At 61.4% G+C, this 24383-nt stretch carries 13 protein-coding genes; 7 read left to right on the top strand and 6 right to left on the bottom strand.

The genetic code is table 11. The annotated features are described in order from the left end of the window. Window positions 1-23: 23 nt before the first annotated feature. The gene (locus J2X92_RS24105; RefSeq protein WP_307579468.1) at window positions 24-914 is read right to left on the bottom strand and encodes a hypothetical protein; all 891 of its coding nucleotides are present in this window, start codon (window positions 912-914) and stop codon (window positions 24-26) included. A 611-nt stretch (window positions 915-1525) separates the two neighbouring features. Between J2X92_RS24105 and J2X92_RS24110 the strand changes: the two genes are divergently transcribed. Continuing rightward, entirely contained in the window at window positions 1526-2533 is a 1008-nt protein-coding gene (locus tag J2X92_RS24110) for a hypothetical protein (protein ID WP_307579469.1), read from the top strand. 39 nt (window positions 2534-2572) lie between these two features. Here the strand turns inward: J2X92_RS24110 and J2X92_RS24115 are convergent, their stop codons facing one another. Continuing rightward, window positions 2573-3058 carry a hypothetical protein gene (locus J2X92_RS24115; protein ID WP_307579471.1) on the bottom strand — a complete coding sequence of 162 codons (486 nt, stop codon included), beginning with the start codon at window positions 3056-3058 and terminating at the stop codon, window positions 2573-2575. 278 nt (window positions 3059-3336) lie between these two features. Then, entirely contained in the window at window positions 3337-6504 is a 3168-nt protein-coding gene (locus J2X92_RS24120; protein ID WP_307579473.1) for a DEAD/DEAH box helicase, read from the bottom strand. A gap of 238 nt (window positions 6505-6742) precedes the next feature. On the opposite strand from J2X92_RS24120, the gene J2X92_RS24125 reads away from it, so the two are divergent. The 3 genes from J2X92_RS24125 (at window position 6743) to J2X92_RS24135 (ending at window position 10948) form a co-directional block, all read left to right on the top strand. Further along, complete coding sequence (locus J2X92_RS24125; RefSeq protein ID WP_307579475.1) at window positions 6743-7246, top strand: hypothetical protein; 504 nt, start codon at window positions 6743-6745, stop codon at window positions 7244-7246. Window positions 7247-7533: 287 nt separating this feature from the next. Beyond that, window positions 7534-8715 carry a hypothetical protein gene (locus J2X92_RS24130; protein ID WP_307579477.1) on the top strand — a complete coding sequence of 394 codons (1182 nt, stop codon included), beginning with the start codon at window positions 7534-7536 and terminating at the stop codon, window positions 8713-8715. Window positions 8716-8728: 13 nt separating this feature from the next. Continuing rightward, entirely contained in the window at window positions 8729-10948 is a 2220-nt protein-coding gene (locus tag J2X92_RS24135; protein WP_307579480.1) for a hypothetical protein, read from the top strand. 334 nt (window positions 10949-11282) lie between these two features. Here J2X92_RS24135 and J2X92_RS24140 read toward each other — a convergent pair whose 3' ends face one another. The 3 genes from J2X92_RS24140 to J2X92_RS24150 all read right to left on the bottom strand — a co-directional run bounded on the left by J2X92_RS24140 (window position 11283) and on the right by J2X92_RS24150 (window position 13026). Next, complete coding sequence (locus J2X92_RS24140; RefSeq protein ID WP_373424878.1) at window positions 11283-11687, bottom strand: tetratricopeptide repeat protein; 405 nt, start codon at window positions 11685-11687, stop codon at window positions 11283-11285. Between the two features lie 165 nt (window positions 11688-11852). Next, entirely contained in the window at window positions 11853-12566 is a 714-nt protein-coding gene (locus tag J2X92_RS24145) for a CC0125/CC1285 family lipoprotein (protein ID WP_444875719.1), read from the bottom strand. A 76-nt stretch (window positions 12567-12642) separates the two neighbouring features. After that, window positions 12643-13026, bottom strand: coding sequence for a hypothetical protein (locus J2X92_RS24150; RefSeq protein ID WP_307579486.1), 384 nt, complete (start codon window positions 13024-13026; stop codon window positions 12643-12645). A 599-nt stretch (window positions 13027-13625) separates the two neighbouring features. On the opposite strand from J2X92_RS24150, the gene J2X92_RS24155 reads away from it, so the two are divergent. The 3 genes from J2X92_RS24155 to J2X92_RS24165 are packed head-to-tail and all read left to right on the top strand — an operon-like array spanning window position 13626 to window position 24310. Beyond that, the gene (locus tag J2X92_RS24155) at window positions 13626-23486 is read left to right on the top strand and encodes a hemagglutinin repeat-containing protein (RefSeq protein WP_307579487.1); all 9861 of its coding nucleotides are present in this window, start codon (window positions 13626-13628) and stop codon (window positions 23484-23486) included. Beyond that, on the top strand, window positions 23486-23872 hold the full coding sequence (locus J2X92_RS24160) for a hypothetical protein (RefSeq protein WP_157634330.1): 387 nt from the start codon (window positions 23486-23488) through the stop codon (window positions 23870-23872). Before J2X92_RS24155 ends, J2X92_RS24160 begins: the two co-directional genes overlap by 1 nt. Then, a complete protein-coding gene (locus J2X92_RS24165) occupies window positions 23873-24310 on the top strand; it encodes a DUF7832 domain-containing protein (RefSeq protein ID WP_307579489.1) in 438 nt (145 codons plus the stop codon). Window positions 24311-24383 lie beyond the last annotated feature (73 nt).

Consider the following 24383-nt stretch of genomic DNA (forward strand, 5'->3'; position numbering starts at 1 on the left):
GCCGCACGGAATTCAGGGTGGCATCAGCCAGAGGTCGGCGAATCATCCGCGACGCTCACCGCGACCTTCCAGTCGGCAACCTGAGTCAGAAAATTCTCGACGGGACCGACGAGTTCGGGTTTGCTCACCTGCACGCTCACCAGTCGGATTTCGACGCGCGGGTGCCGTAGTCCTAGTGGAATGGGAAGCACCTCATCGGTGCTTGCGGTCTTTGTGTTGATCGCGGGCGAGCCGGGCAGCCTTTTCACCAAGAGCCTGACCTCCTGTTGCCCTTGGTACTTGGAGGGCAGGAAGAACGCGCCCGCACGATTGACCCTCGGAGGAACCAAGGGGCGGCTGAGGCGACGCATCGAAACCTCTCTCAGCACCGCGAACGGGTGGTCAGCTTGCATGTTCGCCACGTCGTAGGCAACGCGCCGAAGTTCGCTTCGTTCTTGGATGGGGACAACTTCCAGATTCAAGCGGATCGGCCCAAAGCGCCTGCCCCACAGTTCTTTGTTGGGCTGCGCCAAGGTCAATGACAGGGAGAACATGTCCTGCGCGAGCTCGTCCAGCATGCGTCCTCCGTTGGCATCCCTGGCGAGGTACCCGTCGAGGTCGAAGCGCTGAGCGAACAGCTCCAGCTCTCCCCAACGAATATGCTTTGCGACGGCGTGCAGCCAAATTTCGCGGCTGCCGATGATCTTGCTGAACGCGGTGAGGTCGGTGTGGTGTCCAAAGACGCCGCCGACCAGCCGAGGAAAGCAGATGTCCCACAAGGCATCCGCAAACAGGTGCCGTCCATCGGGCCGCTCTGTGATCACATGGTCGGTCGCAATCAGACGGTCGAAATTCAGCCCCCCTGCCCACGCGAGCTGGCCAAGCTCCTCTCGAAAGACGGCGCCGATGGTGGGTGGCGGAAAAGGTTGAGGCATCGCTGAAATAATTGTTGTCGCTCGGTCTCGGCGAAGTGCGCGAGCGAGTGGCGAGACAGTGGCGCCGCAAAGTCCGACGGCTCGGCCGCCGCGCTTGGGTCCAGCGTCGATCAGGGACGCGCAACTCTAACCCACTATAAGCAGGCATTTACGTGGGTTAGGGTTTGCTGAAAATATAGGCAATAGTACCGCCGGGTGGCCGACGGCCTAGTGAGAGCGGTACGTGCCACTTACCCGGCCGCGAACGAAGCTTTGGGCAGAGTGCGGAACGATCCACGTCATGCAACGACAAACTTCGAGTGCCTGCTTCTGTTAATGAGACTGGACCCGATCACTCGCGATCAACGCCTGGACGGCAGCTACGGCGATTACCCGTCGTTCGACGAACGTAGCCTTGGGTGTTCAAGTAGCAGCGCACCCGCTTGGCCTTCGAAGTCCCGCGAGGATCTACCGTGGTGCACAGCAGGTGTCGACCTGCGCCATAGAAGAAGTTCTAGCGGCTCGCCCGAGCGGCTGTCAACGCGCAGCCATACGCCTCGTCGCGAGGAATCGACACGGGGCTTGCCCGCCTCTCGACCCGATACGGGGTAAGCTAGACGCAGGAGGTGTCGATGACGCTCGTCGCGCGAGGAGATTTTCCTGGCAACGTCTTTCGTCTGCTTGGCAGAGACGAGAACAGTGCGACCTTCGCTCTCGGTTGGACGCTCGAAGTGAGCCCTCAATTCGCGAGCCTCTTCGCCGAGCGCGTCGCCGGTCGGAAGCTTTCGGCGACCGACCGTTTCTTCCGCCTGCAGCAATCCGGCGCGGACAAGGGCTTCACGGACTTGGAGATGCGCTTCGGCGACGAGCTGCACGCCATCGTCGAGGCGAAGGTGGGTTGGCTCGTGCCTTCCGCGGACCAACTGCGCCGATACCGGCCCAGGCTCAATGAAAAGGGCCTGTCTCGCTCGAAACTCGCGATGGTCTCGGTCAGCGCCGCGACGGCCGAGGTCGCGCGCTTGAGCCTCGCTCGCGAGATCGACGGTGTCAGAGTCCAACATCTGTCTTGGGGCGACGTCCGCGCGATCGCGAAGAAGGCGCGCCAGCTCGCGCCAGGCTTTGAGGAGAAGCTCTGGCTGCGCGAACTCATCGTTCACTTGGGAGAATTCGCAGCAATGGACCGCGTTCGTGACAACCTCGTCTATGTCGTCTCGCTTGGCTCCGCGCCGATGCGCGAAGGCGGGAGCCACACCTGGATCGATGTGATCGAGAAGGACGGTAGCTACTTCCATCCGGTGGGCCGCGGCTGGCCTTCGCAGCCGCCCAACTACGTTGCGTTCCGCTACCGCGGCCGTGTCAGGTCAGTCCATCGCGTGGAGAGCTACGAAATCTTCCCCGACGTGTCGAAGAAGAACCGGCTGTGGATCTCCACCGACTCCGACCACTTCGTCTACAAGCTCGGCCCCGCCATGAGGCCCACCGGGGAGCTGCGCGCGGCCACGCCCGACGACACGGTCAAACGCAGCGCGCGCGTCTGGTGCGCGATCGACACCTTGCTCTCCGGCGAATTTAAGTCTCTCGGCGACGCGCGCGACGAGACGAAGAGACGCCTCGCGGCGGCCGAAGCCGGAGCGGGTTGACGCCTGGCATCGCCGCGCGCGGCCCGCAGTCGGGTAGCCCTATCTGCCGAGGATGAAAAGGCAAAGCGTCTCGTCAGTTTCCGACGACGTCCACGTTTCGTCCTTGCGGATGAAGCCAAGCTTGACGAGCGTGGTCTGCATTCGGCCGTTGTCCACGCCCGTGGTGGCGAACACCCCCTCGCCTGGCGTCTGCGCGATCAGGGGATCGCATAGGAGCCACGATTTCCCGCCAACCATCGTTGGCTCGACGCTGACCCACCCAAGCTCGAAGGGGTAAGTCGCAAGGGGCAGCGGCACGCCAGAACGCTCAGTCACCCGTTTCCGATAGGACTCTCTCGGGCGCTTCAACCCGGCCACGCCGATCAGCCGCCCGCCGTCGCGCAAGAACGCAAGCAGGCGCGCGCGCACAATCAGCTCGGGGAGCCCATCGGCCGCGATCTTGCCGGCGGAGATTGCCAGCTTTCGAAACTCTTCCAGTTCGATCTCGGAGCAGTTCGCCGGGATCCTGGTTTCGCACACGCGCATCGGAACCTCCTGGCTCCAATGGGAGCGCGAAGATTTTCGCATTTGTCTCCGGCCGCGCTGCCCTCTCCAGCTTGCGCATGTGATGGCCTCTGTCATGTCGAGTCGCATTTCTGGAGAAGAGATCGTTAGATGTCAGAAGATCGCGCATGAGCCGACTGTCCAATCGTCTCTCTCAGGGTGTGGAATTCCAGACTTGCTTCTACGCCAGTGGCTCCGCCGGCTGAATGTACCCATGTGCGGCGCTTGGGTTGAGCGGTCGCGTCCAAGGATCTCGGCCTCTAGATGACCTGTGAATCGGACCGCAGATCGCCAGGCGCTTCCAACAATCCTGCCGCGTCACCAAAATACGGATACTTGCGCCATTCGTTTCGATCGCCCACGACGTAGAGCCGACGCTTGGCACGGCTCGCGGCGACGTTCAAAAGATTGGGGCGTTGCGACGCCCATTGTTTCGCACCCGGCTTGCTCGGATTGCCACCCAAGACCAAGATCACCACGTCGGACTCCTTGCCTTGTGCCGTATGAATCGTTCCGACCTGAATGCCTGAGGCTTGCTGCGCGATCTGCCGCAGCCGGCGAACGACGGCGCGGAATGGTGAGATCAGGAAGATTTCGCGTGGCGCGACGCCGGACCTCAGAAGCCGGCCGATCAAGTCTTCTACCGCATGACCCTCGTGCTCGATCCAGTGTCCGTCGGCATTGCCGCCTTCGACGTGCATCCATTGGCTTTCAGGCAAATCAATGGCCGCGCGCGGCGTAGTCCCGAACACCATCAAGCCGCCGTATGCAATGGCGTTCGAGATGGCAAACATGGGCTGGTCGCAGCGACGGTGAACACGCAGCGGCGCACCAACCCACAGCGGTTCATCATCGGTCTTCAGCGTCGTGCCGTAGCGGCTGATCCGATCGGAAAGCTGCTGCACCGACGTGCGGCCCGGCAGCCAAGTCTCGGCGACCTCGAAATGTCGACGCAACGCCTGTTGCGCGGTAAATGGAATCGTCACTACCGGTTCAAGTTGAAGCGGATCGCCGACGACGACCGATCGTTTTGCCCGCCAGATCGCGCCGGCCGCGAGCTGCGGTGCCGCTTGTCCAGCCTCGTCGATCAACAGCCAGCCCAACGACTCCTGACCCAAGTGAGAGAACAAGCGGTCGAACGATGCGAATGTGGTGGATACCACCGGCACAAGAAAGAAGAGCGTTGTCCACGCCGCGCGCACTGCCTCTGGCGCCGCGTCACTCGGCACGCCGCCGGACAAGATGTCCATCGAGCCTTGGAGGCTCTTGCGCATGGTCGAGGGATTGGCGAGCACAAACGCCTTGTGCAGCGCCAGCGCCGCCAGAAAAACCTTGGCGCGCGCGTCATTCCATGCGGCATCGGCCCAAGGCGAAGACAGCTCTCGGACATCTTCCGCTTCGCGCCATTGCGCAACCATCGGAAACGCGGCGCCAAGTTGATCTTTGGCCGACCGAAGGTGTTCGTTCGCAGCGGCTTGTTCCCGGCGCAGCGCATCACCAGCAGCGCGGAGCTCTTGCTCCTCACCTTCAATACGTTGGATCTCGGCTGAGTGCTCGGTGAGTTCCTGAACGCTTGTCTCGAGAGCTTGTCTCGCATCGTCGGTCGCGGCCTCCATGCTCTTGTCCTTGGAGCGCCATTCCTTGAACGCTCGACCCAGAGTCATGACGATTTCGACGAAGCCGGGCCGATACTTGCGATGCTGCTCGCGCATGTACTGCATCTCTTCGACCTGTCGTGCGGCTCGGGCGCGTTCCGCTTTCAGCAGCGGTGTTCGGTTGGCCGCGAGCTGCAGCTTCATTGCATTCGCGTCCAAGGCTTGGTCCGCCGCTGGGATTTCGTGATGCAGAGCGGCCAGCCGCGCATAGGCTTCGTGCGCCTGCACCCGAGTCCGGCGCAGTGCTTGCTCTTCCGCCACTACGGCCTTGAATTCGGTCGTGGCTTTGCGCCAGTCGAATGGCTGGCCTTCGACGCTCTTGAGCCAGTTCAGCAGGCCGGCGATGGAAGGATCAGTTGCATGTTGCGCACGCGCTTCCTTGCTGCCGTACCAAAGGCGACTCGTGAACTCGTTGCGATTGGTCTTGTTACCAAGGCGTGCCGCGACCATGGCCCACGCAGGTGCATCCAGCAGCCGGCTTCCAAACTCCGGAAAATAATCGGTGCCATCAAGCCATGCGGCGTCAACGGCATCGATGCCCGGGATCTCCCGCGTGACGTTCTCGACTGCGCCGTTGTTGGCGGAAGCGATGACGATCTCGAAACCTTGGAACTGCTCTTTCCAGATCGAGATCACGCGGTTGTACTTGTCCACCTTCCAACGACCCTCGCCCTTGAACGCGTCGTCCGGCCTCGACAGTTCTGACAAGCGCATGGCACGTTCCACCACTACCGATGCGATCAGGTCGCGCAGCAGTGTCGTCTTTCCGGTCCCCGGCGGGCCATTGACCGCGAACACGCCGCCGTCCGAGCGATGGCTTGCGTCAAGGTCCTTCGTCATGGCGTTGATCGCGAACTGCTGACTGAAGACGAGTGGATGGTGGCCTTTGCTCGGCCAGCGACCGCGAGGGAACAACGTTGGCGACAGCTGCTCGAACAGCGCGCTCATGGACTGCCGCACGTCAATGCGGGCTGCAAGCTGCGGCTCATGGGCCAGGAGGTCCTTCAAGCCCTTGCCGATGCTGCCAGCCCTCGCCGCGGCGGCCACTCGAGCGAGGTCTTTCAAGTAGAAGCTGTTCAGAAAATCGCTGTCTTCTGCAGAATACTGTTTCGACGATGCCACCAGCCCGCAACGGATGCGGATGCCGCGATCCGGCAAGAGATCCAGCAAGCCGAGTTGCGTTGCGACGCGCTCTGTGACGGCCAGCAGATCGGAGTAGCTCAGCGGACGTCCGATGCGGAACCCCATGCCGAGGAGCCGTTGGGCCTCTGCGTCGTCGTCTGCCGCTGCGTAGCCGTGCTCGAAGTCGGTGACGATCTGTTTGGACTTTTCATCGAAGCCATCGAGCCATTGACTGCTCGCCGGCGTTGGATCGAGGGTGCGAGAGGCGCCCCACGCACAGCTGGAGAGCACCGATGTGTGGAACAGCGGCCGGCCGGCGTCTGTTACCGAGAAGGCGAACAAGCAGGTTTCGCCGTCGCTGCGTTCATCGAACGACTCGTCGTCCTTGCCGAGCTTGTCTTCGAGGATGGTGCGTACCGCAGAAGTGGCCAGGACGCCGCAATAGACCATAAAGCGTCTGGATGTGCTCTTTGGCGGCCAGCGGTGGAATAGGGCATGGGCTGACTCCCATGGCAGCGGCTGCGAAGAGCCGGCTGCGAAGACCGGTTCGCTTTGCTCGTTCGGCGCGACGCGTGGAATGTTCTGCGGTGAAAAAACCTCAATGGCGTGCCAATAGTCCAGGATCGCAGCCGTGTCGTGCGCGCTGTTCATGCTTTGTACTCTCCCTATCGGAAAGTCGATTCTGCATGTAAATCAACGGTGCCGCTCTGCTTGGTGCTCAGGCCCCACGACGCGGCGACCGAACAGTTTGGCTCTACCGATTTGGCCGAGGGAGCGACTTGCACCAAGCAACATTGCGAAGAAGGCGCTGGTAAGCAAGCGCCATTGACAAGCCGTAGCAGCTGGTTTTGGTTCAAGGACAGCTGGCGCAGCAGGCCATACTTGCAGAATGAAAACCCATTCACTAACGTTTTCCGGCGCGCTCATCGAGCGTGGTTTCTGGCTCTATGTCTGGCACGTCCAGTGCGGTGGCAGCGCGATTGTCTATGTGGGGCGCACGGGGGACAGCTCGTCATGCAATGCGGCCTCTCCCTTTAATCGACTCGGACAGCATTTAGACATACGGGAAAGTGCCTCGGCTAACATGCTTTTGCGCCAAATGCGGCGCAAGAAAATGGACCCGACGGCGGCGACTTATCGATTGGCGTGTGTCGGCCCCATCTTCAGCGAGACGGACAATTGGGATCAGCACCAGATTCTTCGCAACCGGGTGGCTGCGATGGAAGCTGCGCTGGGTCGCCACATGAAAGACGGTGATGACCAGGTTGGATTTCCAGGACGCGGCTACGACGTAGTGGGCCAGACGCACAGCAAACATCCCTTGGACAGGTCGCTCTGGCTGCAGGTCATGGCCAAGCTGACACCTCAACTCGACGAGCTTCCCCCGCCTTGAAAAATGCGAGGCGAAGTGAGGTGGTCGTTCACGATCGGACGTGGCGCCATCGCAGGCGGCTGCGGCCTCACTCTGCGAGTCATTTGGTTGAGCCTTGAACTCATGTGGCAAGCTGCGACGCTTAGCGCGCGCTCGGCTTGTGTCCGAAAAGGCTTTATTCATGAGGCGCAACTAGGCAATGACGAAAGCTGAGCCGCAGCGCAAGACAGGCCGCTCAGACCGGTAGCCGGGCAACGGAGCGCGTATGACGCCGCACGGCTTACACTTTGGCACGTTGATAAGTTCCAATGCCCACCACTTTCACCCGCCCCATTGAGCTTCCGCTCGATTTGCTCCAGGATTTGCCGGGCCTGGCAGCGGCGGCGTCGGCTGGTGCAGAAGCTGTCTTGAGGGTTCCCGACGAATACGAGGCCATGATCAGTGCGCCAGGGCTGCCGTCAGAAGTCTTCGCGATTCAGCGCCTGTTGACATTTGCACGAGCGGGCGCAAGTTTTCGAGTCCAGTGGGGAAGTTCCATCGCCGAACGTGTCGCCGTATCGGCCGCCCTGTTCCCGCTCTTGGCCGTCGTTCTCTCTTTGAGCGGTGCATCTCATAGCGTTCAAAACAAGACGGACGACGAGGTTCTCAAGTTCATCGCGACTGCGCGAAAGGCGATCAGCAAATACAGGCTGACGAGCGACCTTTTCTCGCTCAGTCAGATCGCCTTGTGCGCTGACAACCGTGGTCAAAGCCGTCCCCGGGACCTCTATGACAGCGCGACCGGATCCGTGGCTCCCCGTGAGAACTTCGAGACAATGGTGCTCGACGTGATCGCACACCAGGTCGGAGCATCGGTCCAAACATCCAACACGTTCAAGAATGCGACGGCGCTGGGCGTTATCGTTGCTGAACTGTTTGAGAACACCGACATGCACGGGCGCCTTGATCTGATGGGGCGACCACTCTCCCCGGATGCGATGCGCGGATTGGCTTTCAAAAGGGTCGTGCTAGCCAAACCCCCACGCAAGGGCGCGCCTAGAAATACTCCGCCCGAGGCTGTTGATTGCCTCGAGGTGCTTATTTTCGACACAGGCATCGGCTACTACCCTTCCTATACTCGGCGACCGTTGGAAGCGGACACGAGCTTGGCGGAGGAGTGGAAGGTGCTTCACAACTGCCTCGAGCGGCATTTCCACCCTGAGCTTGAAGACAATCGCTCCGGTCATCGAGCCATGGGCCTTGCAGAAGTATTGCGCTCAATTCAAGCCCTGAAGGGGCGCATTGAGGTGCGCACCGGCCGGCTGTTTGCATATCGCACTTTCATGGACGGTGAACTGCAAGCGCAGATGGAAGAGGTCAGCACGCGCTTTGCTCACATTGCTTGGCCTCGCCCGAAATTGCTCGACGTCGAGAAAAAGTATCTCGCGATTCCATCAGGGCACGAGCCAGTCGTCGGGTCGGCCGTTCGTGTCGTGGTCCCTCTGAGTTAATTAGATGAGGGCATTGGCACTCACCACCCGGTTCAGGGACGGCGCCTTTGAGGGGGATGCGTGCCTGCTGGTCTATGACGAAGTATCAATCTCGGGCGCGATCATTGGCGAGGATGTGAGAGACGTTCTTGATCGCAGACCGAACACGCCACACATTTATGTCTTTGCACCATTCCATACCGAAGGCGCTGTACTGGAAGCCGTTCAAGCGGGAACCGGAGTTCGGCGCGCGAATGGCGATCTTGCGGTCTTGACGCTTCGACGCGACGGCGAGCGAATGAAGTTGCTCGCGCTGTGGCAGCAGGTCGAGCGGGATGTTCCGCCCCCACCGGCTGTCGACGTGCCACTTGAAATGCAAGAGGGCTGGCTGTTTGATCTCTTTGATCGCCATCGTGGCTTGGTCGATGCTCCGCCAGGGGTTCACTTCGGAAAGGCCTCTGGAAAACATGCGGACAAGTTCTTGCGTACCAGCAGCGTGTTACTTTCCACGGCCGCTTGTGGACTGCTGGGCAGTATGGCTTTTGCGAGGCGGCCAACAGGCGAAGTGCGACGCATTTTTGTGGATACAGCTCCGTTGCTATCGGTAGTGTTTGCTATGTACCGGATCGCAACCGTGCATGACTTGTGGCAGTCGCTGCCGCCAGCGCGCTCGTTCAGTTCATATGGAGGATTGGAGCAACTTCCGTCGATTGGCCATGGTGATCTCGCGATCATCTCCGCGTCGACCTCAGGAGGACTTGCCGGAAGGCTGATCGAGGAGGGTTTTCGCGAAAACAACGTGCTCACGCTTTACATCCTGAAGTCGACGCCCACGATGACGGCCAACGGAGCGGTGTTGTGCGATCTAACTTTCCGGCCGGGCCGGACTTTTGGATACCCTCAGATCACCAATCAATCCCATCAGCAGTGCAGCTTCTGTAATCGCGGCTGGTTGTTGGCGGAGCTTGAGGGCGACCAGTTTCTTCTCGAAAAACGCGGCGTCAAGCGACTGCGGTCGAACAACGAGTCGCAGACTGAAAGCTCTCGCAAGACCTTCGATCTGCTAGCTCGCCAAGACGTCTTGCGAGCACGTTTCTATTCGCAGGGCAACCATCGCACGGATGTAGCCGTCGACGCGGAGAAAATACTGACTCGTGACAGCCCCATAACCGCATCCTTCATTCGGCTAATGGTGCGCTTTACGCCGGTGCCCGTGACGTACGTCATCTTGGTCGATCTGAGCGAGGCATGTTTTCAGCACCTGGTTGAGAAGGCTGGACTTCAGGCTCTATTCGCGAACGCGCATGTGGTGACTGGCGATCAAGTCGGCCAACTCCCGATCGTTGAAGGAGGAAACGTTCTGGTCATGGTCGGATGTTTGTCTGACCACGCGAAACTGCGAGGAATCAATGCCCAACTCCGCGTGCGAACGCCACGCGGTTGCGTCGCGTATCTGTCGGCCGTGACCATCGCGGATTCCGGCAGAAATTTGAGCGACCTCAAAGTCTTCCTTTCGTGGGGCGAACACGGCCCGGAGACTTTCATATACCGGGCGGCTGTCGATCTGATGTTGCCCTGGCGCGGCGACCAACCGTCTTCTTGGGATCGCGAGCGAGAGTTACTTCTGCGGCTCGATGCCGACGTTCAACTTGATGCAGCTTTGCGAGATCGCCTGGCAGTGCTCAATGGCGCCTCTTGTGAAGGCGACGGCCTTTTCTTGCCGGGGCAAAACGGTAGCTTGCGAATTGCCACAGATTTCGTATACCTCAATACCCAGCAAGACATTGAATCGGTGTCGCAAGCTGACATCTATGCCGTGGTGTCGAATCTACTGGCCAATGCCAGATGCGGAAACGAGGGATTCAAGGTCGCGAACAAAGAAGCACCTGTCATCCGCTGGAGTCAGTCGGTGTATGGGCAAGTGCTCGTGTCGCCCGCGACGCTTTGTCCGTCCAACTTTCGAGACTACAACGACTCGATTCTGCGTGCTGCTTTCTTGCGCGCGGCACACCCCGCAGAGTTGAACTATGCCGTCGACGAAGCTTGCAGCGCCGAAGTGCTCGACATACTGATCGCCGAAGTCGACGCTTGGCGCGAACGGAAGGGTGATGCATTGCCGGAATTTCTGATGTCGCTCGCCAGCGGACGTTTGCGGTTGAGGCCAGTGCATCTTGAGAAGTTCAGAGCTGTACTCGGGGCAAGTTCAGTTCCGCCATTTCTCCTTCAGCTTGCGAACGAAATTCCGCAGGACTGACGGTTGTTCGCCGCCTTTGGGCGATCGGCGAGACAGCCGGCGTAGTCCTGCCATATTGGTCGTGCGGCAGCATTCATTTGATGAATCAATACCCTGGGCCACGTCATTGCCCAACAGCCGACTGCTTTGAGTTTGCGCATGCCTCCAATCCCGGGTCTGATCTGAGGCGGCGAGCACTGAGCTTACGGGCGGCGACGAACGAGCTGCGGAACCCGAAGCCGCACTTGGTGACGTCAATTTAGGTATGCGCCCTTGCTCGCGTCGATTTTTTTGATGAAGGCTCCCGCTTCGATCGACATTTCCGATCCCTTGGGCAGGAGATCCTCGGTTTTTCTCAGGTCGGCTTCGGCTCCCTTGAACTTCCTACGTGGAAGTAGGAAACGCCTCGGCCGTAGTGCGCCAATGCGGAGTTCGGACACGACTCGATCACCAAGGAATAGTGCTCGACGGCATCGAAATAGCGTCCCCGCACTCTGGCGATCGCACCGAGACCATTCTGCGCTCTAACAAACTGCGGGTCTTGTCTCAGCAGTTCTTCGCACACCATTTTCGATTCGTCATATCTGCGCTGGAAGAAGAGAACGGTTCCCAGTTCGTGCGCTGCAACCGATTCGTCGGGTGTTGTCTTGAGCATCTCGCGATAGAGGGATTCGGCTTTGTCGTAATCCTCGCGACTCGCAAATCTGCTCGCATCAGCATGGCGGGAATCTGATTCACTCCGATCGCAACTTTGATGTATTCGAGACCTTCATGCTCCCGAGCCGAGTCCAGCTTCTCTTTCCCGACGGCAACGCGACGGCAGCCAGCAACGTGCAAATTCTCTTGGTCCTAGCTCGGCCGGACTTATTTTAGAAATGAGATCAAGGCGCAGCGACAAAGGACGCATCGCCGGATGACGCTCCGTTCATGACGGTTGGCCGCGCACGATTCGTGGCCCTAAACGATCCAGCACTTCTTCTGTTGTGAAAGTTCGCGGATTTCCCGAAGCAACAGGCCTTGGGTGCATGCGGACGCGCAGGATCACGAGTTTCGATGCTGTGCGCGCGTAGCGCTCTTCGGGAGTCGGGACCGGTATCGGGATCCAGATCGTCGAGGTTCGGACTCGGCGCACGGGCCCCATGGTGTCTGCTCCGGACGGGAACGTCGGCCCGATGCGGTCGTTGCTGGAAAAGACATCGTCGCCCTCCAGGACCGAACGATCGAATGGGCCGTCTTCAATCGTGAAGGCCACCATGTTGAGCATTCTGGCCAACTCGGCTGCACGAAAGAGCGCGAACGCTTTTGTCGTTCTCTCTGGGGTCTTATTCGAACCCCAGAACTCCACGCGGTAGAGCAGTTCGCCAATTGCTTCAGAGGCATAGCCGAACGGCTCCTGCCCTTCACGCATCGGGCGATACGGTGTTGACGGTTGTGTAGTGCAGGCGAACAAGGCCGTCGTCAGAGAGAGGATCGCTAGACAGCGGCGCCTACGACGAGAAGTCGCCATGCGATCTGCATCTCGGGTTTTGCCAGCGTCACTCAATTTCATGGTGGATTGGAACATCAGATGTCGGGCCGCCGTAGCCAGTGCGAGATTGCGAGGCTGCGTTAGATGAAGACGGGAAGGGCGTGAAGACATGAAGGTGAGGGTTCCAATGCCGGGCCCGTGCGGATCGGGTCATCGGTCTGAAAGCTTTCCGAGGGCGCTTATTTGCCTAAACCTCTCGCCACTGCTGTGGAATTCGCGGCCGTTCGACGAAAGCCTTCATGCCCCGAAGACGCGACCCGCCTCGGAGTAGATGGCCCTTTGTCCAATACCGGCCGGTGACCCGGGGCAGTATCGCGAGATATGTGGAGACCACGATGGCCGCGGCGCAGTCGAGTTCCAGGATGTCGGCCACATCGAACGCCCGGAGCCCGGTCTGTCCACGTGCGCCAGCAGGCCGCCGGATTTCGACAAGCGCCTCCGCCGCCAACTCGCGGTCACTGCGCGGTGTGCCGTTCGGATGCATCACCCATTGATCGACGTCTTTGGCCGTGAGGCTGCTTCGAAACATGCAGACGATCGGGATGCATTTGCGACGGGCGGCGTCGATCATGACCGGAACCTCCATCGTCCAAGAGAACGTACCCGCACCATCGACAAGCGCTGCCATTTGGCTGCTCCCTGAAACTGTTCTGAAATCAGTATCTCGCGGGTGCCCACCATCCAGAGCAGGGCGCTCGCCGGCTGCCGTGAGGTTTCGCACGAAAAGCGTGACCAAAAAAAGAAGCCCACCGAAGCTGGCAAAAAGACTGAGCGAACAGTCTTCAGGAAGATCGCTCGAAAGCGACGGTCCCTTTATGCCAGAGCGCCAAAACACCGGCCGTGAACAAATGCGCGGTCTTTGGTGAACAACTGTGTTCCGCCCTGGCTTCACGCCGGCTTTCGCTTTTGGTGCTGGCGCTGCGGATGTCGAATAGCTGGGCTCGCATAGAACCTAAGCGTTATTCGCCGGGGTGCGTCGTTGCGGCGCCACGACTTGCGGTGTGAAGTAAGTGGCGCTTTCGAACTGAATCCTCGCGCTTGACGTTTCGTTGGCACTTCTTCTCGCTCCTCGATCCCAGAATCCGGGCATGGGGCCGCCGACATTGGCGTCCCGGCACATTGCGTTTCGCGGCGTGCGTTGCCTTCAAGCGATCAGGGAAGAAGAACGAGATGAATAAAAATCTTTTTAGGGTGATTTGGAGTGCCGCGCGTGGGATGCGGGTCGTCGTTTCCGAGGCCGCCGTCACGACGGGCAAAGGCGCTTCCAAGGCAACGGCAGTGACCACCAGCGCGCTTGCCGGGGCCCGTGCACCGATGCTCGTGGGCGCCGCGCTCGCGGGCCTGCTGGCCGCCCCCTATTCGCATGCCCAGATCGCCGGCGCGTCCAACGTCCCCGGCACCTTGCGCCCCACCGTGCTCGTGGCGCCCAACGGCACGCCCCTGATCAACATACAAACTCCGAGCGCAGCCGGTGTGTCGCGCAACGTCTACAGCGATTTCAACGTTGGCACCAATGGCGCCATCTTGAACAACAGCAGGACCGCAGCCACCACGCAGCTCGGCGGCATCGTCCAGGGCAACCCCTACCTGGCCACGGGCGCCGCGAGAATCATTCTCAATGAAGTGAACAGTGGCAACCCGAGCCAGCTGCGCGGCTACATCGAAGTCGGCGGGCAGCGCGCCGAGGTGGTCATCGCGAACCCGGCCGGCATCAACATCGAGGGAGGCGGCTTCATCAATGCCAGCCGCGCCACGGTGACCACGGGCACGCCGCAGTTCAACGCGTACGGCGGCCTGGACAGCTTCCTGGTGCGCGGCGGCACCATCACGATCAACGGCGCGGGTTTCGATGCCAGCAGGACCGACTACGCGACCATCCTCGCACGCGCCGTGGAAGCCAACGCCGGCATCTGGGCGACCGAGCTCAAGGTCATCACTGGCGCGAATCAGATCAGCGCCGATCACAGCCAGATCACCCCGATCGCGGGTACCGGCACGGCCCCCACCTTTGCCTTGGATGTCGCAGCCCTTGGAGGCATGTTTGCCGGGAAGATTTTTTTGGTGGGCACCGAAGCTGGTCTGGGCGTGCGCAATGCCGGCACGATCCAGGCCGCGCCGGGCACCACCGCATTGGCGGGCGCGGGGCAGCTCATCGTCACCCAATCTGGCTGGCTTCAAAACATCGGCACGATCCAGGCCACGGCCGACGCGAACCTCTCGGCCGCGAGCCTCGCCAACAGCGGCACCATCTCCAGCGGCAGCAACCTGAAGGTCACGACGCAGGGCAACCTGACCAACGCGCTCAACGGCACGGGCGGCGCGCTCGAAGGCCAGGGCGTGCAGCTCGCGAGCACGGCGGGCGACATCGACAACCGCGCCGGCGTCATCCGGCAGACCGGCAGCGTTGCGCTGACCTTAGCCGCGCCGACGCTGAGCAACACCAGTGGCGGAGTGATCGGGCTGGAGCCCGCACCGGCACCGACCGCTGGAACGGGCGGAACGACCACCACGGGGACCACATCGGGCGGCACCACCGGCACGGACTCGACATCCAGCGGCACCACAACCACGACCAGCGGAACCACCACCACAAGCGCGCCGGCCCCCGCACCGCCCCCCATCGAGCCGGGCATCATCACCGCCGCAGGGGCGCTCTTGAACGATGGCGGCAAGATCTACGCCGGTGGCCCGATCACGCTGCAAAGCGCCAACTTGATCAACAACGGCGGCACGCTGAGCGTCGCCAGCATGGCGCTGAGCCAGCCAAGCTTTTCCAACCACGGGGGCACCCTCAACGTCTCCGGTGCGTTCACCGGCAACCTGGGCACCTTCGACAACTCGGCAGGGACGCTGAACGCCGGCAGCCTGAACATCGCCACCAGCGGCGACCTCGTGAACACCGACGGCGTGCTGACCAGCGCGACCGGTGCGAACCTCTCCGTGGGCGGGACGCTCGAGAACACACGTGGAACGATCTCGGCGGTGGGCAGCCTGAGCGCCAACGTGGCCGGGACCACGGTCAACGACGCCGGAACACTCGTCTCCAATCAGGCCCTGACGCTCCACACCGGCGCTCTGTCGAATACACAGGGCAGCATCCAGTCGGCGCAGGCCGGTGTGCAGCTCGCGGTGGCGAACCAGCTCCTCAACGGCAGCGGCGGCAGCATTGCCGCGGCTACCGACCTGAATGTGCAGTCCGGTTCGCTGATCAACGGCGGCAGCCTGCGCGGCGCGAACGATGCGACCGTGGCGGTCGGCGGCACCCTGGCCAACGACGGCAGCATCACGGCCGGGCGGAACACGACGATCACCGCTGGCAGCCTGCAAGGCAGCAGCACCGGCGTGCTCGGCGCCGGCATCCAGGGCGACGGCACGCTGGCTGCGGCGGGTGACTTGGTCGTGACGACCAGCGGCGCCTTGGTCGCCCATGGCACCCACCTCGCGGCGGGCAATGCCACGCTGCAAGGCGCGAGCGTCGATCTCTCGGCCAGCCAGACCAGCGCCGCGAACCTCGCGCTCACGGCCACGCAAGGCAACGTGACCACCAGCCAGGCCGCGATCACCACGCCTGGCACCTTGAGCGTCACGGCCAACAGCAATGCGGCGCAGACGCTCGTGAACGACGCCGGCCATTTGAACGCGGGGCAGTTGCAGCTCAGTGTCTCGAACCTGGTCAACACCAACGGCGGCGAGATCGTGCAGACCGGCACCGGGGCGACCACCATTGCCGTCGCGGGCAATTTGAGTAACGACGGCGGGCGCATCGCGAGCAACGGGCAGGACCTCACGCTGCAAGGCGCGAGCATCACCAATGCGGCCGGCAAGATCGAGCATGCCGGTACCGGCACCCTGAGCATCGGCGGTGGCAGCTACAGCGGCAGCAACGGCCAGATCACCGCCAACGGCGCGTTGTCGGTAGCCATGTCGGCGGCCTTCAACCAGGACGGTGGAACGACCTACGCGCAGCAAATCGACGTGTCGGCCGGCTCGCTGAGCAACCAGGGCGGCAGCATCGTCCAGGTGGGCACCGGCGCCACCGCTCTCAATGTCGGCGGCGCCTTGACCAACAGCGGGGGAACCATCGCCAGCAACGGCGCCACGACCATCGCCGCCGGCAGCTTGGAGAACCAGGGCGGCTCGATCCGTGCCGCCGGAACCTCCAGCCTCGGCCTGAGCGTGGGCGGCCTGCTCGACAACAGCAAGCAGGGCGTGATCGGCGCGGGCGGCAATACCACCATTATGGCCGGCAGCCTGAACAACAACGTCGGGAGCGTGACCGCAGTCGGTGATCTGACCGCCACCATTGGCGGCGCTGCCACCAACGTGGGCGGCACGCTGGCCGCCAACGGCAACACCACGCTCGTGGCCGGCACGCTGGACAACAGCGGCGGAACCGCAGCAGCCGTCACGGGGAACCTGAGCGTCACGACCACCGGCGCGACGGTCAACAACGGCGGCACCTTGCAAGCCGGCGGCGCCACCACCCTGGTCAACGGCGGGCTGAGCAACCGCGGCGGCAAGGTCTTCGGCAACAGCGTGTCGGTGGACACGCGTGGCAATACCCTGGACAACAGCGCCCAGGGCACCTTGGCGGCAACGACCACCGTCAATCTGAAGTCGGGCGCGCTCCAGAACGACACCGGCCTGGTGCAAAGCGGCGGCGCCATGACCATCGACACGAACGGTCAGGCGCTCACCAACACCAATGCATCCGGCTACACCAACGGCCAGGGCGGCATCACCAGTGGCGGCACGCTCAGCCTGACCACCGGGGCCGTGGACAACAGCGCCGGATTCATCGGCGCTGCGGGAGACCTCGGCGCGTCCACTGGCCAATTCACCAACGCCAATGGCGGCTTGGTGCTGGGCCAGTCCAAGTTGGCGATCAACACCAACGGCGCGAGCTACGACAACAGCGGTGGCCAGACGCAGGCCGTGGGCGACCTCGGCATCAACGCCGGCAGCATCAGCAACAACGGCGGCCTTCTCCGGTCGATTGGAACGACAACGCTGAACGCCGGCACTATCGTCAACACCAACACCCAAGGCACGGACCAAGGCATCGAAGGCCAGAACGTCGTCATCAGCACCGGCAACCTGATCAACAACGCCGGCGCCCTCCGGGCCGATGTCAACGCCACCCTCACCAGCAGCGGGCTGATCGACAATTCCCTTGGTCTGATCTCCGCCGGAGACACGCTCACGGTGAGAGACCCCGGCACGCCCAAGACCCTGTCGGTGCTCAACACCGGCGGGACCCTGGTCGGCGGCAAGAACGTCGTGCTCGACGCGGGCTCGGTCACATGGGATGGCAAGCTGCTGTCGCTTGGCGACATGAGCCTGGCGGTCACGCAGGACATCACCTTCGCCGCGGGCAGCGAGACCGTTGCGAACAACAATCTCACGCTCTCCACGACCGGTGACATTAACAACAGCGGCCGGCTGGCCGCCGGCAACGACCTCACGCTCTCGGCCAAGGACATCGACAACACCGCCACCGGCGACATCCAGGGCAAGACCACCACCCTGAACGCTTCGGGCACGGTCACCAACCGCGGTGTCATTGACGGCGGCACCACGCGCATCAATGCAGCCACGCTGAACAACCTGGGCACCGGCCGCATCTACGGTGGTCAAATCTCGATCGGCGTCGGTACGCTCAATAACGATGCCGAGACGGTCAACGGCGTGGCCTCGGCCGGCACCATCGCCGCGCGTCAGCGCCTGGACCTCGGCGTCACCACGCTCAACAACCGCAACGGTGCGCTGATCTTCAGTGATGGCGACATCTTCATCGGTGGCACGCTGGTTGACGGCAAGGCCACCGGCTCGGCCGGCACGGTGAACAACCGCGCCGCGACCATCGAGGCCACACGCAACATCGACATCAAGACGAATGTCCTGAACAACACCAACGGCGGCGTGACCTGGACCACACAGACCGTCTCCGATGGCACGCAGCACACCGAATATGCGCTGCCCGGCAGCGCGACGCGCTACGATCCGAGCCAGCTGGTTTTCGTGATCACGCAGGGACCGGCCATGGGCGTCCTGTGGCGCAGTTTTGTCAACACTGGCATTGGACCCGTATCCGGACCGTTCGCGGGCATCCTGGTCCCGTCCGCCAGCTATCCTAAGTCCCGATACGGCGCCTACTATGCGAACCCGCCGCGCAACAGCAGCGATCTCACGGGCACGCGCCAGATCAGCATCGACTTCAGCGAGGAGTTCACGGAGCCCGGCGCCTGGTATTCCCGGACCGACCCGATCTGGGCCACCTTCGGGGTGATGCCCCCGGCCACCGACACCCCAGCCGACGATGCCCAGCGCGCGGCCTATCTTGAAGCCCACCAACGCCTGGACATTGCCACAGCGGCGTTCATCACGGACGTCTACGACAACTACGCCCGCTCCTACTACGCCTGGGTCTATACCGAATCGACCACCACCCCGGTGCTGCAGACGTCGTCGCCCGCCCGCATCATCGCCGGCGGCAAGATGGACATTGCGGTAGGCAGCGGCACCAACGACATGAGCCAGATCCTGGCCGGAGGTGCGCTCACTGTCACCGGCGGAACAATCACGAACAAGAACGTCGAGATCTCTGGCACGCAGACGCGCACCGGGGTGCAACTGTTTCAGGCCGGTCTGGGTGACGGCGAACAGATATCTCCCTACAACACCAGCGTTCCCATCACCGTGACCCTGGCCGCCGCGCGGCAAGAGGGCAACGTCACCGTGTTTGGCAGCGGCACAGCTATTGGCACCTTGACGCCCGGCAGCACCAACCAGGGCGTCGCCAGCGCGAGCGGCGTCAATGCCGGCGGCCCCACGGGCGTGTCAGGCGGGACCGGCACGCCAGTGAACGCGCCGGGCGCGGGCACGGGCGGCGCCACAGGCCCTATCGTCCATTCGATCATCGAGGTGAAGCTGGCGGCCAGTTCCGGGACCACGCAGGTCGTGCGGACCACCTTGCCTGGCCTGACGGTGCCCACCGCCAGCCTGTTTCGCACGCATCCGGAAGCTTCCAGCCACTACCTGATCGAGACCGATCCGAGATTTGCCAACTACCGCAACTGGCTCAGCAGCGATTACCTGCTGAACAACCTGGGGCTGGATCCGAACAACACGCTCAAACGGCTGGGCGACGGCTACTACGAGCAGCGCCTGATCCGCGAACAGGTGGCGCAGCTGACGGGCTACCGTTACCTGGATGGCTACGACAGCGACGACAAGCAATACGCCGCGCTGATGGACGCGGGCGTCACCTTTGCACGCCAGTATGGCCTGCGCCCGGGGATCGCCCTCACGGATGCGCAGATGGCCCAGCTCACCAGCGACATCGTTTGGCTGGTGGAGCAGACTGTGACGCTTCCGGACGGCAGCACCCAACGCGTGCTGGTGCCGCAGGTCTATGTGCGCGTGAAGAACGGCGACATCGACGGCTCGGGCGCCTTGCTGGCCGGCAAGGAGGTCAACATCAAGCTCAATGGTGACTTCGTCAACAGCGGCACTGTCGGCGGGCGCAAGACCGTGAGCATCACGGCGGAGAACATCCAGAACCTGAACGGCCGCATCTCCGGCGGCGCCGTCGACCTCAAGGCCCGGACCGATCTGAACAACATCGGCGGCACGATCGACGCGGCCAGTCAACTCACAATCGATGCTGGGCGCGACATCAATGTCCGCACCACCACCAGCACCAGTGGGTTGGCGCTGGACCTGACGCCCGGGGCCGTGAGCCTGCGCGGCGCCACCATCGTCGACCGGGTGGCGGGTCTGTATGTGAGCGACCCCAATGGCGTGCTGGTGGCTTCGGCGGGGCGCGACGTCAACCTGATCGGCGCTCTCGTCGTCAACAGCGGCAAGGAAGGCACGACCGAGGTCGGCGCGGGCCGTGACATCAACCTTGGCACCGTCACGACTGCACGGCAGGACACCACGGTTCGGGACGCCGGCAACTACCGTGCCGAAAGCAGCACGCGAGAAATCGGCACCCGCATCGAAACCAGCGGTGACATCAGCCTGCACGCCCAGCGCGATGTCAACGTGCGCGCGGGCACCATCAACAGCTCGGAGGGCGCGCTGGAGGTGACCGCCACACGCAACATCACCATCGATGCCGGCCAATCAACGTCAGTGCTCAATGCGGGGCGCCGCACCGAGGACAGCGGCTTCTGGGGCAGCGACAGCAGCATGGAGCGGGGCACCTTCGGCTCGACCAGCGTCATCGGCAGCAGCGTGGGCGGCAGGACTGTGGTGCTGGATGCAGGCAACGACATCCGCGTCCGAGGTTCGAGCGTCGTGAGCGACCAGGGCACCGAGCTCTGGGCCGGCAACAACATCACCATTGAGGCCGCGACGCAGACGCGCGACAGCCAGTATGTCCGCGAGGAATCGAACAGCGGCATGTTTGATTCGAACTCGGGTTGGACCTGGGGCCATGAGGACACGCGCACCACCCGCAATCGCGAAGAAAGCACCGCCGTAGGCAGCACCGTGGGGGCGATCACGGGCAACGTCATCATCACCGCAGGCAATCGCTACAGCCAAGTGGGCAGCGATGTGATTGCTCCCGGCGGCGACATCGACATCCGTGCGCGCGACGTGCAGATCGTCGAGGCGCGCGAGACGAGTCGCAGCGAAAGCACTCAGAGCTTTTCGCAGGGCGGCATCACGCTGGGTATCAAGGCGCCGCTGATTGACATGCTGCGGAATCTGGAAGAGACCACGTCGGCCATGGGCAATACTAAGGACGACCGCATGCAGGCGTTGGGCGCGGCGAGCATGGGACTCAGCGGCTATTCAGCATATCAAGACGTCTCGAAAGCCGCAAACAAGGGGACCGGTGCCGTCAGCATGGGCGCCACCCTGACGTTGGGCAGCAGTTCCAGCGAAACTACCAGCACCCAAAGCAGTAGTACATCGGCTGGCTCACGCGTGCAGGCTGGCGGTAACGTTGCCATCACCGCCACCGGTGGTGGGCGAGACTCCAACATCCTCATACGCGGCAGCGAGATTACTGGCGGAAAGAACGTGAGTCTCGCGGCGGACAACAACGTCACACTCGAGGCGGCGGCGAACACCCAAGAGCAGAGCTCCACCAGCCACAGCAGCAACGCGAGCATCGGAGTGGGCTATAGCTTCGGACAGAGCAACGGCTTCACGATCGAGATCGCAGCCGGAAGTCAGAGCGGCCGGGACAACGGCACAGACGAAGCGTGGACCAACACCACCATCAGTGCCGGAGGGCGAGTCAACATCGCCAGCGGCGGCGACACGACGCTGCGAGGCGCGACGGTCTCGGGTGAGCGCGTGGAAGCCGACGTGGGCGGCAATCTACGCATCGAAACGTTGCAAGACACCAGCACCTATCACAGCCAGAACAGCGGCGGAGGCTTCAACGCTACTCTTTGCGTCTGGTGGTGTGTTGGCGACAGCAGCGTCAGCGTGAATGCGCACAACGTGCGCGGCGATGGCAACTTCGCCAGCGCTACACAGCAAAGCGGCATTTTTGCGGGAGATGGCGGTTTTGGCGTGACCGTAGCAGGCAACACCAACCTTGTAGGCGGCGTGATCAGCAGCACGGATGCTGCTGTGAATGGAGGCAAGAACAACTTTGCCACTGGAAGTTTGACGATGACTGATCTGCTGAATCAGGACACGTTCCGGGGCAGTGGATACAGCGTGAGCGTCAGTTCCTCCGGAACGCCGAGCGCGGGCTTCGGGAACAGCCATGTGAATCAGAACAGCATCACTCAGAGCGGGATCTCGGGCTTCGCCGGCAATGCGGGTGTTCGTACGGGAGTGGACAGCACCAATGCGCTGCACCAAACGAATTTCGATTGGGCGATGAGGGATGTGGGATCGCAGGTGCAACTGACGGCGCAGTTCGGCTCGCAGGCCGCAACAGCGTGGGGCAAGCATGCGGATGCCAAGTTCGAAGAAGCGATGAAGAACGCCGATGAAGCCGGAATGGCCTGCTGGGGACCCGGTGGTACGTGCCGCGCGAGTGGACACATTCTTCTAGGTGCGGCAGTCGGTGGGATTGCTGGCGGCATCGGGGCCGGAGTCGCAACGCAGGTGGTTCCAGAGGTTTACACCGCTTTGATTGAAGCAGGTATGCCTGCTCCTCTCGCTTCATTAGTGGTGCAACTTGGAGCGCTGGGCCTGGGGGCCGCTTCTGGAAGCGCAGCGGGCACAGCCGGTGCTTTCAACGAAGCCGCCAACAACTCGGCCGCTGGAGGCCTGCGATTGCTCATTCAGTCAGGGGGAGGCGTGGCGGCCCGTTTATGCCTCGCTTCGCCAGCGTGCGTTGATGCGGTGGGAATGGCTTTCCTCCTAGGCATCACTGCGACGGCTACGGTGACGCTGGGGGACATCAATTCGACAGTGTTTTCTGGAAGCGATGCGCTCGATCCCATCGACTCACAGCCAGGTAGTGGAGGGTACGGAGCAGGTCGGCAACCTGTACCTGGTGGACCGACGTACGTTCCGGTTCCTGGCCAAGCAAGTAAGGAATTTGGCCCGCCGCCCTTGGAGTCGCCGAGCGCATTGCAGACGTGGCTTGGCAACGTTCTTGAAGGCATGCCGCTCGATCAAGCCCAACAATGGGCGAGAGACTTCACAACGACGCTGCCGGCCGCTGAGCAGCAGAGCATGGCCGGCCTCATTATGGCCAGCGTACAAGCCAACGCGGTGGCGGGAAGTCAGAGACAAAAGGATGTGACAACGGATCTTCGAAATCAATATCCTCTGGCATCCGTTCAAAATGAACAATATCTAAGAGATAAGAACGGAAATATAGTAATTGATCCGATCACCAATACGAGTCGTCGCATAGATCATGTCGTCATCCAAAACGGACAGGTTATCGATGTAGTAGAGACGACAAGTCTGACTGCAGATAAAATTAGACAGCTGCAACATGAGGCCGACACCAGAGCTGCAGGCGGCTTGTATGTTAGAGATCGCGATACAGGAAATTTGGTTTTGGTCCCCAATGTTTCTAGACTTGAACGGAGGCCGTGATGGCAAAAAGTAAAGCACCCCTTGAGTACGCGGAGTTTTTGCTGAAATTCCCGGATTGGGTATTGGTAAGCGCTGGTCAATATGCCTTGGAATCAACCCCGGAATTAACAGAGCGCTCTCGCCGACGACAGAAAGAAATTGTTGGAACGTTTCTGAAATTTCTACAGGACAACGAACTGGTGCGCAGCACACTTCACAACGATCCCTTAAATATCCCCGACAATTTCGTCATTTACTTGAAAGACGTCAAACCTGAAGGACTTAAGGTTTTTCGTGAGGGCTATTTGAAATGGCTGAGCAGTCTCGATCGGGATGTAAATTCTGATACGTCGGATACGAAATTCCTGGCTAAAGCCTTGGCATCATTGCAGAAAAAGGCGCCGTAGATGAGCATAGACGACGCAAGTTGGCATTCAAGTGGCAAAGGGTTCCCTGCCGATCTTCCTGCCAAACATGGCGCTACACACATTGGTATGTTTATCGCTTGGGCCGCATTTAACAACTTGCTAAGCAAAACCGTTGAAGATGATTTTTCTGCGGAATTGATAGAGCTTCGCCACAAACAAATAACGCCAGGAGCCTTTGTCTGGAGAGCTATGGAGGGGAAGTTATCTGAATTTGATTTAAGTTCAGATGGCTTGGAGTTTTGCTGCAATTATTATAAAAATGGCTCTGTCAGTTTTCTTTCCGATTATGAAAACCTGGCAAGAAAATCTGGTGTGTCTGATTATTGCCTGCCAGATGACTGGAGCACATATCAAGCCATTGCGGATATTGTCGATTTGCGGTATCTGGCTTGGCAGGCCGGAACGCGATTCCGATAGAAAACTACTACTAATTTTTTGCCTTTGCGCAACGTGGCGCATTCAATAAATAAGACGGCGAGGGAGAGAACTT

This window comes from Variovorax paradoxus, from assembly GCF_030811855.1.
Classification (GTDB): Bacteria; Pseudomonadota; Gammaproteobacteria; order Burkholderiales; family Burkholderiaceae_C; genus Variovorax; species Variovorax paradoxus_L.